Here is a 13595-nt window from a genome sequence, read left to right on the forward strand (position 1 = left end):
TAAAGATTTCTTTATGTCCTCGTTCGAATCACTGAACCGGACCGCCCGATCAGGCGTGGCCGATTTCCGGCGTCAGCAACCGTGCATCCACCCCGGCCGTCGCAAAACCGGCGCTCCAGCGTTGCTCCACCGGCGTTTCGAACAGGAGCGAATCGTTCCCCGGTGTCGCAAACCACGCATTACCGGTCATTTCTTCGTCCAGCTGGCCCGCACCCCAGCCCGCATAGCCAAGCGCCACCAGCCAGCGGGTCGGCCCCCGCCCTTCGGCGATCGCGCGCAGCACGTCGAGCGTGGATGTCAGCGCCCAGCGATCGCCCACCTGCAACGAATCCTGCCCGCCCCAATCAAGGCCATGGAGCACGAAGCCGCGCTGCGGCTCCACCGGCCCGCCAATATGGATCGGCACGTCCGGCGCCTGCCCAGGATCGATTTCCAGTTGGCCGAGCAGCCCGTGAAACGTGAAACGCGGCATCAGCTTGCCGATGCCGATGCCCAGCGCGCCCTGTTCGTCATGCGCGCACATCGCGATCACGGCGTGGTTGAACCGGGGATCACCCATTCCGGGCAAAGCGAGCAGCAATTGGCCGCTGAGATAGACTGGCGCTTCCATGACACCAATTTATAGATGGTGGGGATGGAAGGTCCACCAATCCCGCATCCGGGCAGCATATCTTTGTCCTTTATTCTCCCGGCAACGCCGATCGCGTGGCCCCCGCTTCAAACTGCAACCGCGCTGGCGTAGAGCGAGCGCCAATCTAGACCAGAAGAAAGGATCCCAAAATGACGATCAAGGCAGGCGACAAGCTTCCCGAAACCACGTTCACCAAGCCCACCGAAGGCGGCCCCGAAGCCGTGGCTTCGGCCGATTTCTTCAAGGGCCGCAAGGTCGCGCTCTTCTCGGTTCCCGGCGCCTTCACGCCGACCTGCTCGGCCAAGCACCTGCCCGGCTATGTCGAAAAGGCCGAAGAACTGAAGGCCAAGGGCATCGACGAAGTGGTGTGCACCGCCGTCAACGACGTGTTCGTGATGGGCGCATGGGGCAAGAGCGCGAACGCCACCGACAAGGTGACGATGCTCGCCGACGGCAATGGTGATTTCGCACAGGCCGTTGGCCTCACCATGGACGGCAGCAAGTTCGGCCTCGGCACGCGCGGCCAGCGTTTCTCGATGATCGTCGACGATGGTGTCGTCAGCGTCCTCAACGTCGAAGCACCGGGCGAATTCAAGGTCAGCTCGGCCGATCACATGCTCGGCCAGCTCTAAACCGATCTCGGGCCGCTCCGCATATCGCGGGGCGGCCTTGATCGATCGAGGGGGGAGACGGGATCATCGCTACCAGCGCCAGCCACGCCATCGTCGATCAGCTCGACGCGCTCTATACATCCTCGGTCGAAGCCCTGCGCACGGCGCTGGGCCATTATATCGCGACTGGCGAAACGCCCGATCAGGCCGCCCGCGCCGCCGGGGCCTTCGCTTATCCCGAACTGCACCTGCATTATGACGGCCGCACCCGCGATCATCCGATGCGCGCGTTCGGCCGGCTCACCGCCGCCGGCCACTATGCCGTCAGCGTCACCCAGCCCGCCATGTTCCGCGAATATCTGGCCGAACAGATTGATCTGCTCGTCACCGATTTCGGCGCGCGGGTCGACGTGTCGCGCGGTCGGCAGGAAATCCCCTACCCCTATGTTCTCGATTCCGGTCATGATGTCGATCTGACGGGGGCGGCCGCCGCCGAACTGGCGCGAATCTTCCCGTCCAATGATCTGGTGCATATCGGTGATGAAGTGGTCGATGGCCTGTGGCACGGCAGCGCCGATGAACCGCGCCCGCTGGCCTTGTTCGATGCCCAGCGCGTCGATTTCAGCATCGCGCGGCTGCGCCACTACACCGGCACGCCCACGGGCCATGTGCAGAACTACATCCTGTTCACCAACTATCACCGCTATGTCGATGAATTCGTGCGCTGGGCCTGCACCCAGCTATCGGACGACGGCCCCTATCAATTGCTCAGCTGCGCCGGCGGGCTGGAACTGACCGCCGCCAACGCCGATCCCGATCTGGCCATTGCCGACAGCGCATGGCGCAAGCATCAGATGCCGGCTTACCATCTCGTCGGCCCCAATCGGTCTGGCATCACCCTCGTCAACATCGGCGTCGGCCCATCCAACGCCAAGACGATCACCGATCATCTGGCGGTGATGCGCCCCGAAGCCTGGCTGATGATCGGCCATTGCGGGGGCCTGCGCCCCAGCCAGCGGATCGGCGATTATGTTCTCGCCCACGCCTATCTGCGCGACGATCATGTGCTGGACGATCTGCTGCCGCCCGAAATCCCCATCCCCGCCATCGCCGAAGTGCAGGTGGCGCTGAGCACCGCCGCCGAAACCGTCTCCGGCGAACCGGCCGAACTGCTCAAGCGTCGCCTGCGCACCGGCACCGTCGTCACCACCGACGATCGCAACTGGGAATTGCGCTACACCCGCTCGGCGCTGCGCTTCAACCAGAGCCGCGCGGTCGCGATCGACATGGAATCGGCCACTTTGGCCGCCCAAGGGTATCGCTTCCGCGTCCCCTACGGCACCTTGCTGTGCGTGTCGGACAAGCCGATCCACGGCGAAATCAAGCTTCCGGGGCAGGCCAACCGCTTCTACGAACGCGCGATCAGCGAACATTTACGCATCGGCATCGCCGCGATCGACGAACTGCGCCGCACCGGCCCCCGTCTCCACAGCCGCAAACTGCGCGCGTTCAACGAACCACCGTTCCGGTAGGGGTACGCCTTCCAGCACGCCGCGCCACAAACACCGTCATCCCCGCGCAGGCGGGGATCCATACACGCAACCTCTCAATGGAAGCGCGCCGTCAGAGGCTATGGATTCCCGCCTGCGCAGGAATGACGGGAAGGAATTATTCACGGCCTGATGAACAGCACGCGTCGCCCTGCGGATAAAGGTGCGACTCGCCGTTCAGATGGTCACGCCGCGCACCGCGCCACCGACAGGCAGCGCGGCAGCCCCAGCCGCCACCCGCCCCGTCTCGGCCAGCGCCGCCAGCCTGTCGCGCAGCGCCACCGGCATCGGCGCAACCCGGCGCGCCGTCAGGTCGACATGCAAATCGAGCTGTTCGGCAAAAGCGGCGCGAAACCCGCCGGTCAGATCCAGCAGTTCATGCGCGAAATGCAGCCGCTTGTCGTCCACCGCCAACAGCCATGACCGCACCCCAATCCGCGCGCCCCGGCGGATTTCGCGCTCGTACCGCAAATGGCTTTCCGCCACGACCTTGCTGTGCTGCGTCGCATCGACATATGCCTGATCGAAGCCGAGCCGCACCGAAAGCAATTCATGGGCCTGATAAATCAGGTCGCCATAATAGCGCGCGTTCAAATGATCGTTAAGATCGATCCAGTCATCGGAAACGACGGCTTCATAGGCCTGAAACGGCATGGTGGTGGGCGAACTATTCATCGCGCAGCCCTCTGCCAGATCAGTTCGTCATGGCAACGGGCATTTATCCGATCCCGGAACGCAGAATTGCACTCCCCGTCAAAATCTCACCAACTCAAGCCGCCAGCCGCTCCCCATCAAACCGCGTCCGCGCTTCCTGCAATTCGCCCAGATTATCCTTGGTCCACTGGCAGATCACCTTGGCGGCGGACAGGAAGGTGCGGCCCAGATCGGTCAGCGCATATTCCACCTGCGGCGGTGCTGTCGGCAGCACCGTGCGATCGACCATGCCGTGCCGTTCCAGCCCGCGCAGCGTCTGCGACAGCATCTTCTGGCTGATCGGCATCGCGCGGCGGCGCAGTTCGGAAAAACGCTGCGGGCCATCGCCCAGCGTATAGACCAGCAGCAGCGTCCATTTGTCGCCCACCAGGTCCATGATCTCCAGCGTCAGCGCCGGATAGTCGTCCTGCATCATCACTCGCCCCTGCCCTATCAAGTTACATGGTATCCAAAAAGTAACTACCACACTGAAAGGTGCCTAGTTGCCGTCAGTGCCTACGTATCATAGCTTCGCAAAAATTCCGAACATAGACGACAGGAGAGTCTGTTTTGATCGATTTTGCGGGAAAGATCGCGCTCGTCACGGGTGGCGGCGTCGGCATTGGCCGCGCCACGGCGGAAGCCTTCGCCAAGGCGGGCGCCACCGTCGTCACGATCGAAAAGGATGCCGCCCGCGCCGCCGATGTGCGCGCGGCACTGGGTGACGGCCATGTCGTCGTCGAAGGCGACGTGACGGTGCAGGCCGATGTCGATGCGCTGGCGAAAGTGGTTGCGGATCGCTTCGGCGGGCTCGACGTGCTCGTCAACAATGTCGGCGATTTCCTCATGATCGTGAAGCGGTTCGAGGATCATACCGACGAGGATATCGAACGCCTTTACGCGGTAAACATGCGCCAGATCTTCTCGGTCACGCGCGCGATGATCCCGCTGATCCGCAAGCGCGGCCCCGGCGGCAGCATCATCAGCGTGTCGTCGATCGAAGGGTTCCGCGGCATTCCGTTCAACAGCGTCTATTCGGCGTTCAAGACCGGCGTCACCGGCTTCACCAAAAGCCTCGCGCTCGATCTGGCGCCCGAAGGCATCCGCGTGAACCTGATCGCGCCGGAAACGACCGATACCCCGCAGGTCGCGATCAGCCAGTATATCAAGCCGGAATATAAGGATTCCATCAAGCAGTGGATCCCGCTCGGCCGCTTTGGCGCAGCCGAAGACATGGCGGGCGGCATCCTGTTCCTGGCAAGCCCCCTCGCGTCGTGGATCACGGGCACCGCGCTCAACATCGATGGCGGCGCGCTGGCGGCGGCCGGCTGGTACCGCACGGCGGAAGGCAAGTGGACCAACGTCCCCGTCATCCCCACCGACGGCCTCATTTTCTAATCAAAGCACTGGAGTTTACCCCATGAAAATCCTCGTTGCTGGCGGTGCCGGCATGATCGGCGGTCACGCCGCGCTTCACCTCAAGTCCAAGGGCCATGATGTCACGATCGCCGGCCGCAACGCGCCGGCCGCAGGTACGCCGCTGGGCGATCTGCCATTCGTGAAGGTCGATTACATCAACGCCACGTCGTTCCCGGCGGGCTATGATGCGCTCGTTTTCTGCGCCGGCCAGGATGTGCGCCACATCCCCGAAGGCGAAGATAATGAAACCTATTGGAAGAAGGTCAATTCGGTCGCGGTGCCGCGTTTCTTCCAGCTCGCCAAGGATGCCGGCGTCAAGGTCGCCGTCAATGTCGGCAGCTTCTATCCGCAGGCCGCCCCCCACCTCGTCGCCGGCAACCGCTACGTCGAATCGCGCAAGGATAGCTGCGAAGGCATTCGCGCGCTCAACGATGCGTCGTTCAAGGCGGTCAGCGTCAACGCGCCGTTCGTCGTCGGCACCGTTCCCGGCCTCGTCGTGCCGATGTTCGTCGCCTACACCCAATATGCGCAGGGCAAGTTCGCGCCCATGCCCGAATTCACCCCGCCGGGCGGCGTGAACTTCATCTCCACCCAGTCGCTCGCCGAAGCGGTGGAAGGCGCGATCGAACGCGGCGAAGGCGGCAAGGCCTATCTGGTGGGCGACGAAAACCTGTCCTACCAGCAGTATTTCGGGGCGTTCTTCGAAGCCGCCGGCCGGCCGGTTCCGCCGGTGATCGATCAGGAACATCCGATGCTGCCGGATGCGGCGATCTTCGCCGGCCGTGGCAACGATCTGTTCTACGAACCCGACGCCGCCGAAACCGCGCTGCTCGGCTATCGTCGCAACGATATCCGCCGCACGGTCAACGAAATCGTCGCGCAGTATAAGGACGCCTGATCCGATGGCCGGGCGGCTGAGCGGCAAGACCGCGCTTGTCACCGGCGCCAGCGGCGGGATCGGGGCGGCAACCGCGCTCCGTCTCGCCGCCGAAGGCGCTGCCGTCGTCTGCCACGGCCGCAATGAGGCCCGCACCCATGCCACGGCGGCGGCGGTGCGGGCCGCCGGCGGCACCGCCTTTATCGTCATCGGCGGGCTTTCCGGCGATGCGGAGGCGGCCGCCATCGTCGATGCCACCCGCGCGGCGGCGGGCGACGTGGATATCCTCGTCAACAATGCCGGCGGCGAATCGGCCGGCGGCGGCACATCGCCCTGGTTCGAAACCAGCCCGGCCGATTGGCTGGCCACGTACGATTCCAACGTCGGATCGATGATCCGGCTGATCCACGCCTTCACCCCGGCGATGAAGGCGAAACGCTGGGGCCGGCTGATCCAGCTGTCCAGCGGCGTGGTCGACGTGTCGATGCCGATCATTCCCGATTATCAGGGTGCCAAGGCGGCGATCCGCAACCTGTGCAAAAGCCTCGCGCAGGCGCTTTCGGGCACCGGCGTCACCGCCAACAGCGTCAGCCCCGGCTTCGTGCTGACCGACGGCAACCGGCCCTGGATCGTCGGCATGGCCGAAAAGCACGGGATCACCGGCTGGGACGAAATCGAACGCTGGGCCGTCCGCAAGTTCGTCCCCAACCATTCGGGCCGCCTCGGCCGACCCGAAGATATTGCAAACGCCATTGCTTTCCTTGCCGATCCGGCATCAGATTACGTCAACGGGACGGACATTCTGGTCGACGGCGGGCACTGACGACAAAACGCACCGCTGCGGCCTTTCGACAGGGGAGAGGCGAATGACGGGCGTTCTGCACGGATTGACAGTCCTCGATCTCACGCAGGGGATCGCGGGCGCGATGGCAACGATGCTGCTGTCCGATCATGGCGGGGCCGTCACCCGCATCGAACGGCGCGATGCCGATCCGGGCGAAGATGTCCTCCACGGCGGCCGCATCTGGCATCGCGGCAAGGCATCGGCGGTCCTCGATTTCGCCGACGCCACCGATCTTGAGACAATCCGCCACCTTGCTGCCGCAGCCGACATACTGGTCGAAGATTTCGCGCCGGGTGAGGCCGAACGGCTGGGCTTCGGCGCGGATGCCCTCGCCGCGCTCAATCCACGCCTGATCCATGTGTCGATCACCGGCTATGGCGATACCGTTGCGGCCGATCGCCCGGCGATCGACGCGCTGGTGCAGGCCCGGCTCGGGCTGATGCACGAAGCGCGCGGCTGGGATGGCGGGTCGATCCTGCGCATCCTCGGCCTCGATGATGATCCCGCCACCGTCGCCCCCATCCCCGAATCGATCCGCACCGGTTCGGCCCGGCGTGGCCCGATCTTTTCCGCCAGCCCCGCGCCCAGCGTGTCGGCCGCCTATCTCGCCGTTCTCGGCGTGTCCGCCGCGTTGCGCGCCCGCGAACTCACCGGCCTTGGCCAGCATGTCGGCACGTCGCTGATGCAGGGCGCGATCCTCTATCAATCCTGCGGCTGGCAGCGCCCCGAAAACCCGCAAGCCCCCGGCTACATGCTTCCCGCGCTCGATCGCCGTCAGGGTTGGGGCATTGTGAAGACCGCCGATCGCTGGGTCTGCACCTGGACCACCCCACCCGACTGGGCGATTGCGGCGGCCGAAGGCGAAACCCTGCAGCGCCCCGATCCCGAAGCGGTGAAGGCCCGCGTCATGGCCCGCAACGGTGCTGCCGGCCGCACCGCCGGCATGCCCAGCCTCGACAGCCAGTTGGCCGCGCTGGCCGATGCCGCCCCTTATTATGCCAAATTCCCGGCCGCCGAATGGACGAAACTCGCCGCCGAATGCGACATCTGCGTCCAGCCGGTCCGTGAGGTGGAAGACGCGCTCATCGATCCGCTGCTGCTCGCTGATGGATCGGTGACGGTGGTCGACGATCCCGAGCTCGGCCCCACCCATCAGGCGGGCATCCTGTTCCGCCTGCACGATTGCCCGGCCGAAGTGCCCGGCCCATCGCACCCACGCGGTGCCGACACGGATGCGGTACGCGCGACTGTTGCGAAACCCACTCCCGCCCAGCCACGCAACGCCGATCTGCCACGCGGCCCCCTCCACGGCATCCGCGTCGTCGATCTCGGGCTGGCCGTCGCCGGCCCGTGGGGCGCACAGTTGCTGGGCGATCTCGGCGCAGACGTGATCAAGATCGATGGATCGCGCCAGGGTTTCTGGATGCCCACATCCATGGCGCTGGCGATGAACCGCACCAAGCGCAGCGCGCGGATCGAACTGAAGGACCCCGCCGGCTACGCCGCCGTCCGCACCCTGATCGATGGCGCGGACGTGGTGATCCACAATATGCGCGCCGGCGTCGCCGAACGATTGGGCGTGGATTACGCCACACTCAAGGCCACCAATCCGCGCCTCATCTACTGCCACACGCGCGGGTTTGAAGATGGCCCGCGCGCCGGGCTGATCGGGCATGATCAGGCGGGTAATTCGCTTGGTGGATCAGTGTGGGAAGATGGCGGCATGTCCGATGGCGGGCGGCCCTTTTTCGGCGCGCTTACCGGCGGCGATCTCGGCAACGGCTATTTCGCGGCGATCGCCATCACGCTCGCGCTCTATCACCGCGAACGCACCGGGCGCGGCCAGATGGTCGACACGTCGATCCTCAACGCGTCGCTGTTCAACAACAGCCGCACCTTCACCACACCCGCCGGCCACCGCTTCGATCGCCCCCGGCTCGATGCCGATCAGTTGGGGCTGTCGGCATTGTATCGCCTCTATCGCACCAGCGATGGCTGGCTGTGCGTGGCGGCGCTCACCGAGGCGCACTGGCAGGCGCTTACCCGCGCCCTGCCCGTCCTCGCCACCGATCCGCGCTTTGCCACCGCCCACCTGCGCGCCACCAACGATGCGATCCTCGCCAACCGCCTCGCCGATCATTTCGTCGAACGCTCCACCACCGATGCCTTCGCCGCGCTCGATGCAGCCGGCGCCCCCTGCGAAATCGCCGACGGCGAATATTCGCGCCGCATCTTTGATGATGCCGATCTGCACCGGCACGGCTGGATCACGCGCACTACGGGCCATCCGACCATCGGCACGCTCGATTTGTATGGAATCGGCGTGAATTTCTCCCGCACGCCGATCCGCCCCGGCGGCGCGCCGCCCGTCTTCGGCCAGCAAACCCGCGAAATTCTCGCCGAAGCCGGGCTGGATGCGGGCACGATCGCCGCAATGCAGGCCAGCGGCACGGCCGGAGGATAAAACACCATGACAGACGGGAATGACGGCCCGACGAAAGCACGCTATTCCCCCGCCATGACCGACGACGCCTCCCGTCCCGCCGCCATCGCCGATACGCCCGCCGAAGCGCCCGCGCGCGTCCTGATCGTCGAGGATGATCCGGGCATGCGCGTGCTTATCGTCCGCGCGCTCCATGGCGAAGGCGTCGAAGCCATCGGCGCGCGCGACGAAAGCGAAGCCTGGCCGCTGCTGGATGCCGGCGGGATCGATCTCGTCATGCTCGATGTGATGCTGCCCGGCCGGTCCGGCCTCGATCTGCTGGGCGATATCCGCGAACGGCACCCGGCTATCCCGATCATCATGGTCAGCGCGCTCGGCGGCGAATCCGATCGTATCGCCGGGCTGGATCGCGGTGCCGACGATTATGTCGCCAAGCCGTTCGGCCGGGGCGAATTGCTGGCCCGTGTTCGCGCGGCGCTGCGCCGCGCCCGCGCGCCGGCGGTTGGTGGGTCGCGCGGCGATATCGCCCGATTCGCCGGCTGGACGCTCGATCTGCGCCGCCGCACATTGCTCGCGCCCGATGAAACGGCCGTCGAATTGTCAGGCGCCGAACATGATCTGCTCGCCATCCTCGTCCAGCAGCCCCAGCGCGTCATCGGCCGCGAACGCCTGCTCGAACTGTCGCGCGCGCGCCGGGCGCAGGCATCCGATCGCAGCATCGACGTGCTGGTCAGCCGGTTGCGCCGCAAGCTGGGCGATTCCGATAATGGCGACACGCTGATTCGCACGGTGCGCGGGCGCGGTTACATGCTTGCCGCCGATGTCGAACGGTGCTGAGGAGCACGCGCCTCATCTCCTTCGGGCTGGCCGGCCAGATCGCGCTCGTTATCCTCGTCACGACGGCCTTGTCCTTTTTCGGCAGCGAACTGCTCTACAAGCGCGCCGAAGCCGAACTGATCGCATCCAGCCAGGCCGAACGCCTCGCCGGCCGTCTGCTGCTCGCGGAACGCCTGCTCCTGCCGCTGCCGCCCGCCGAACGCGCCGCCACGGCCGCCCGGTTGAGCACGGATAATCTCACCATCGCCTGGCAGGCGGGCCACATTGCTGCCCCGCCCGCCACGCCAACCGGCCGGCTCCAGCATATCCGCACGCGCATGGGCGAAATCGAACCCACCCTGCGGGAACGCGCGATCCACCTGTCGGAACAGCCGAACGGCGCAATATCGGGCGGCGTCGCGTTGCCGGACGGCTCGTTGCTGGCCTTCAGCACCGAAAGCCGCCGGGTGCACGTCCCCACCCTCGGCAGCCACCTCGTCTCACTCTTGCTGTTCACCAGCGGCGTCCTGCTGGCGACGCTGCTGCTGCTGCGCGCGCTGGCCGAACCGTTGCGCACCATCGCCCGCGAAGCCGATCGCGCCGGGCTGGGCGAACCCGTGACCGTGCCCGAAGAAGGGCCGGAAGAAGTCCGCAGGCTTGCCCGCTCGATCAATGCCATGCAGGCGCGGCTGATTGCGCTGGTGGATGATCGCACGCAGGCACTCGCCGCCGTTTCGCACGATTTGCTGACGCCGGTTGCGCGCCTCCGTCTGCGCGCGGGCGCGCTCGAACCCGGTGATACGCGCGATGCGATTCTGCGCGATCTGGATGAGATGCAGGCGTTCATGACGTCGATCCTGGGCTATTTGCGTGGTGCCGAGCCGGAAGCCGCCCGGCCCGTCGATCTCGCCTCGATTGTGATGACGATCGTCGATGACGCCGCCGATACCGGGGCTGATGCCAGCTATGATGGGCCGGACCGGCTGGCCGCCACCCTGCCGCCGTTGCGGATCCGCAGCGCTGTTTCCAACCTTGTCGAAAATGCCTTGCGCCATGCGGGCCAAGCCCGTGTCACCTTGACGCGTGATGACGATGCGATCCGCCTCCATGTCGACGATGATGGCCCCGGCATTGCCGAAGCGGACAGGACCGTCGTGTTCGAACCCTTCCGCCGCCTCGATGCGTCGCGCAGTCGCGAAAGCGGCGGGGCGGGCCTTGGGCTTGCCATCGTCGCGCGTGCGGTAGAAGGCATTGGCAGCGTGGGTTTGTCCAATCGGCCGGAAGGCGGCCTGCGCGCCACCATCACCCTGCCGATCCCGCGCTGATCGGCATCAACTATGTGTCCCCAAGCATTCCTATGTGGCGGGACGGGCGTTTCCTCTGTTAGCAAAGGCCCATGCCAGGAATGACCGCCACCTCCGCCGCCCGCGAAATTCTCACCCGGCTTCACGATGTCATGGCCGCGCGCACCAATGCGCAAGCCAAGCTCAATCGGGTCGTCAATATCATCGGTGAAGCGCTGTCGAGCGAGGTATGTTCGATCTACCTGCTGCGCGATGGCCTGCTCGAACTCTACGCCACGCGCGGGCTGAAGCAGGAAGCGGTTCACGTCACGCGCCTGGCACTCGGCGAAGGCCTGGTCGGCCACATCGCGGCCGAGGTGAAGACGCTCAACCTCGACGAAGCTACCAGCCATCCCGAATTCGCCTACAAGCCGGAAACGGGCGAAGAACTCTACCATAGCTTTGCGGGTGTGCCGATCGTCCGGCGGGAACGGGCGGTGGGGGTTCTGGCGGTCCAGCATACCGATCCCCGCCGCTACGACGATGTCGAAATCGAAGCCTTGCAGACGGTTGCAATGGTGCTGGCCGAACTGATCGCCGGCGCCGAACTGATCGATGAAGCGGTACGCGGCGGCAACGGATCGCGCGATGCCGGCGCGGTCCGGCTGACCGGCCTGAAGCTGGTCGAAGGCATGGGCCGTGGCCATGTCGTGTTCCACCAGCCGCGCGTCCATATCGAACATACCGTCGCCGAAGATACCGAGGTCGAACGCCAGCGCGTCTACGCCGCCTTCCGGCAGATGCGCGAACAGATCGAACGGATGACCAGCCAGGCCGAATTCGGCACGGCGGGGGAACATCAGGATGTCCTCCAGACGTACAAGATGTTCGCTTATGACGAAGGCTGGAGCCGCCGGATCAACGAAGCGATCGACAGCGGCCTGACCGCCGAAGCCGCCATCGAACGCGTCCAGCAGCGCACGCGGATGCGGATGCGCGAAATCAGCGATCCGTTGCTGGCGGATCGGATGCACGATCTCGAAGATTTGTCGAACCGGCTGCTGCGCATCGTTTCCGGCCAGCTTGGCACGGCGGCCCAGATCGGGCTGCGGCAGGATTCGATCCTCGTGGCGCGCAATCTCGGCCCGGCCGAACTGCTCGAATATGATCGCCGCCGCCTCAAGGGCGTGATCCTCGAGGAAGGCTCGCTCACCGCCCACGTCACCATCGTGGCGCGGGCGATGGGCGTGCCGGTGCTCGGCCGGGTCCGCGAAATCCGCCAGATGGTGCAGGAAAATGATCTCGTCCTGCTCGATAGCACGCAGGGCGCGGTCGTCATCCGGCCCAGCACGCCGATGGAAGAAGCGTTCGACGCCAAGCTGGTCATCGGCCAGAAGCGCCGCGCCGAATTTGCCGCGATGCGCGATTTGCCGCCGGTCACCCTGTGCGGCCGCCGCATCACATTGATGGTCAATGCCGGCCTGCGCGACGATGTGGCCGCGCTCGACGTCACCGGCGCGGACGGCATCGGCCTGTTCCGCACCGAATTTCAATTTCTCGTTTCCGCAACACTGCCGCAGCGCGAACGCCAGCAGCGACTGTATCGCGACGTGCTCGATGCGGCGGGCGACCGGCCGGTCTATTTCCGCACGGTCGATATCGGCGGCGACAAGACATTGCCCTACATGAACCAGGACGCGCTGGAGGAGGAAAATCCGGCGATGGGCTGGCGCGCCATCCGGCTGGCGCTTGATCGTGATGCCCTGATGAAGGCGCAGGCCCGCGCCCTGATCGAGGCGGCGGCCGGCCGCACGCTCCACGTCATGTTCCCGATGGTATCCGAACCATGGGAATTTGAAGCCGCGCAGGCCCTGTTCGAAGCCCAGCGCCAATGGATCGCCGATCGCCACCGATCGCTGCCGGTGGCGATCCGTTATGGCACGATGCTCGAAGTGCCGGCGCTGGCGGAGATGCTCGATATCCTGTTGCCCAAGGTCGATTTCCTGTCGATCGGCACCAACGATCTGACGCAGTTCCTGTTCGCCGCAGACCGCGCCCATCCCAAGCTGGCCGAACGCTATGACTGGCTGTCGCCCGCCATCCTGCGCTTCCTCGCCCGGGTCACGGCCATGGCCGATGCGGCCAAGGTCGATGTCGGCGTTTGCGGCGAAATGGGGGGCCGGACGATGGAGGCGATGGCGCTGATCGCGCTTGGCATCGAAAGGCTGTCGATCACGCCCGCCGCCGTCGGACCGGTCAAGGCGATGATCCGGTCGCTGGATGCCGGCAGGCTGCGGACCGAAATGGCCGGGTGGCTCGCCGCCGGGGTTCCGGACATACGCGCGCGCCTCACCGCGTGGGCCGAAGCCGAAGGCGTCATGGTCGGCTGATTTTCGAGACAGGCCGAGCGTATCGGCACCATTAAGGT

At 65.5% G+C, this 13595-nt stretch carries 12 protein-coding genes; 9 read left to right on the forward strand and 3 right to left on the reverse strand.

The window, feature by feature from the left end; genetic code table 11:
* Positions 1 to 49: 49 nt before the first annotated feature.
* On the reverse strand, positions 50 to 610 hold the full coding sequence (locus KC8_RS05370) for a YqgE/AlgH family protein (RefSeq protein ID WP_010123526.1): 561 nt from the start codon (positions 608 to 610) through the stop codon (positions 50 to 52).
* A 170-nt stretch (positions 611 to 780) separates the two neighbouring features.
* Between KC8_RS05370 and KC8_RS05375 the strand changes: the two genes are divergently transcribed.
* Both KC8_RS05375 and KC8_RS05380 read left to right on the forward strand, forming a co-directional pair.
* Positions 781 to 1263, forward strand: coding sequence for a peroxiredoxin (locus tag KC8_RS05375; RefSeq protein WP_010123527.1), 483 nt, complete (start codon positions 781 to 783; stop codon positions 1261 to 1263).
* Between the two features lie 65 nt (positions 1264 to 1328).
* Positions 1329 to 2774: an AMP nucleosidase gene (locus tag KC8_RS05380; RefSeq protein WP_029624265.1), complete on the forward strand. Its 1446-nt coding sequence runs from the start codon at positions 1329 to 1331 to the stop codon at positions 2772 to 2774.
* 195 nt (positions 2775 to 2969) lie between these two features.
* Here KC8_RS05380 and KC8_RS05385 read toward each other — a convergent pair whose 3' ends face one another.
* Complete coding sequence (locus tag KC8_RS05385) at positions 2970 to 3467, reverse strand: thioesterase family protein (RefSeq protein WP_050805342.1); 498 nt, start codon at positions 3465 to 3467, stop codon at positions 2970 to 2972.
* Positions 3468 to 3561: 94 nt separating this feature from the next.
* Positions 3562 to 3921: a winged helix-turn-helix transcriptional regulator gene (locus KC8_RS05390; RefSeq protein ID WP_010123533.1), complete on the reverse strand. Its 360-nt coding sequence runs from the start codon at positions 3919 to 3921 to the stop codon at positions 3562 to 3564.
* Positions 3922 to 4055: 134 nt separating this feature from the next.
* Between KC8_RS05390 and KC8_RS05395 the strand changes: the two genes are divergently transcribed.
* From KC8_RS05395 to ptsP, 7 genes are all read left to right on the forward strand, one after another.
* Complete coding sequence (locus KC8_RS05395; protein ID WP_010123535.1) at positions 4056 to 4883, forward strand: SDR family NAD(P)-dependent oxidoreductase; 828 nt, start codon at positions 4056 to 4058, stop codon at positions 4881 to 4883.
* A gap of 22 nt (positions 4884 to 4905) precedes the next feature.
* Positions 4906 to 5802, forward strand: coding sequence for an NAD-dependent epimerase/dehydratase family protein (locus KC8_RS05400; RefSeq protein ID WP_010123536.1), 897 nt, complete (start codon positions 4906 to 4908; stop codon positions 5800 to 5802).
* Positions 5803 to 5806: 4 nt separating this feature from the next.
* Positions 5807 to 6604 (forward strand): SDR family NAD(P)-dependent oxidoreductase, encoded by a 798-nt coding sequence (locus tag KC8_RS05405; RefSeq protein ID WP_010123538.1) that lies wholly within the window; start codon positions 5807 to 5809, stop codon positions 6602 to 6604.
* A gap of 43 nt (positions 6605 to 6647) precedes the next feature.
* Complete coding sequence (locus tag KC8_RS05410) at positions 6648 to 9089, forward strand: CaiB/BaiF CoA-transferase family protein (protein ID WP_086495524.1); 2442 nt, start codon at positions 6648 to 6650, stop codon at positions 9087 to 9089.
* 54 nt (positions 9090 to 9143) lie between these two features.
* A complete protein-coding gene (locus KC8_RS05415) occupies positions 9144 to 9905 on the forward strand; it encodes a response regulator transcription factor (protein ID WP_050805438.1) in 762 nt (253 codons plus the stop codon).
* Positions 9899 to 11209, forward strand: coding sequence for an ATP-binding protein (locus tag KC8_RS05420; RefSeq protein ID WP_010126389.1), 1311 nt, complete (start codon positions 9899 to 9901; stop codon positions 11207 to 11209). Before KC8_RS05415 ends, KC8_RS05420 begins: the two co-directional genes overlap by 7 nt.
* A 71-nt stretch (positions 11210 to 11280) precedes the next feature.
* Positions 11281 to 13557, forward strand: a complete 2277-nt coding sequence (gene ptsP / locus KC8_RS05425) for a phosphoenolpyruvate--protein phosphotransferase (protein ID WP_029624657.1) — start codon at positions 11281 to 11283, stop codon at positions 13555 to 13557.
* Positions 13558 to 13595 lie beyond the last annotated feature (38 nt).

Source organism: Sphingomonas sp. KC8 (assembly GCF_002151445.1).
GTDB lineage: Bacteria > Pseudomonadota > Alphaproteobacteria > Sphingomonadales > Sphingomonadaceae > Sphingomonas_E.

Bases quoted from the DNA above. Each gene is read 5' to 3' on its own strand.
- KC8_RS05370 (WP_010123526.1), bottom strand. From the start codon at position 610: ATGGAAGCGCCAGTCTATCTCAGCGGCCAATTGCTGCTCGCTTTGCCC.
- KC8_RS05375 (WP_010123527.1), top strand. From the start codon at position 781: ATGACGATCAAGGCAGGCGACAAGCTTCCCGAAACCACGTTCACCAAG.
- KC8_RS05385 (WP_050805342.1), bottom strand. From the start codon at position 3,467: ATGAATAGTTCGCCCACCACCATGCCGTTTCAGGCCTATGAAGCCGTC.
- KC8_RS05390 (WP_010123533.1), bottom strand. From the start codon at position 3,921: ATGATGCAGGACGACTATCCGGCGCTGACGCTGGAGATCATGGACCTG.
- KC8_RS05400 (WP_010123536.1), top strand. From the start codon at position 4,906: ATGAAAATCCTCGTTGCTGGCGGTGCCGGCATGATCGGCGGTCACGCC.
- KC8_RS05405 (WP_010123538.1), top strand. From the start codon at position 5,807: ATGGCCGGGCGGCTGAGCGGCAAGACCGCGCTTGTCACCGGCGCCAGC.
- KC8_RS05410 (WP_086495524.1), top strand. From the start codon at position 6,648: ATGACGGGCGTTCTGCACGGATTGACAGTCCTCGATCTCACGCAGGGG.
- KC8_RS05415 (WP_050805438.1), top strand. From the start codon at position 9,144: ATGACCGACGACGCCTCCCGTCCCGCCGCCATCGCCGATACGCCCGCC.
- ptsP (WP_029624657.1), top strand. From the start codon at position 11,281: ATGCCAGGAATGACCGCCACCTCCGCCGCCCGCGAAATTCTCACCCGG.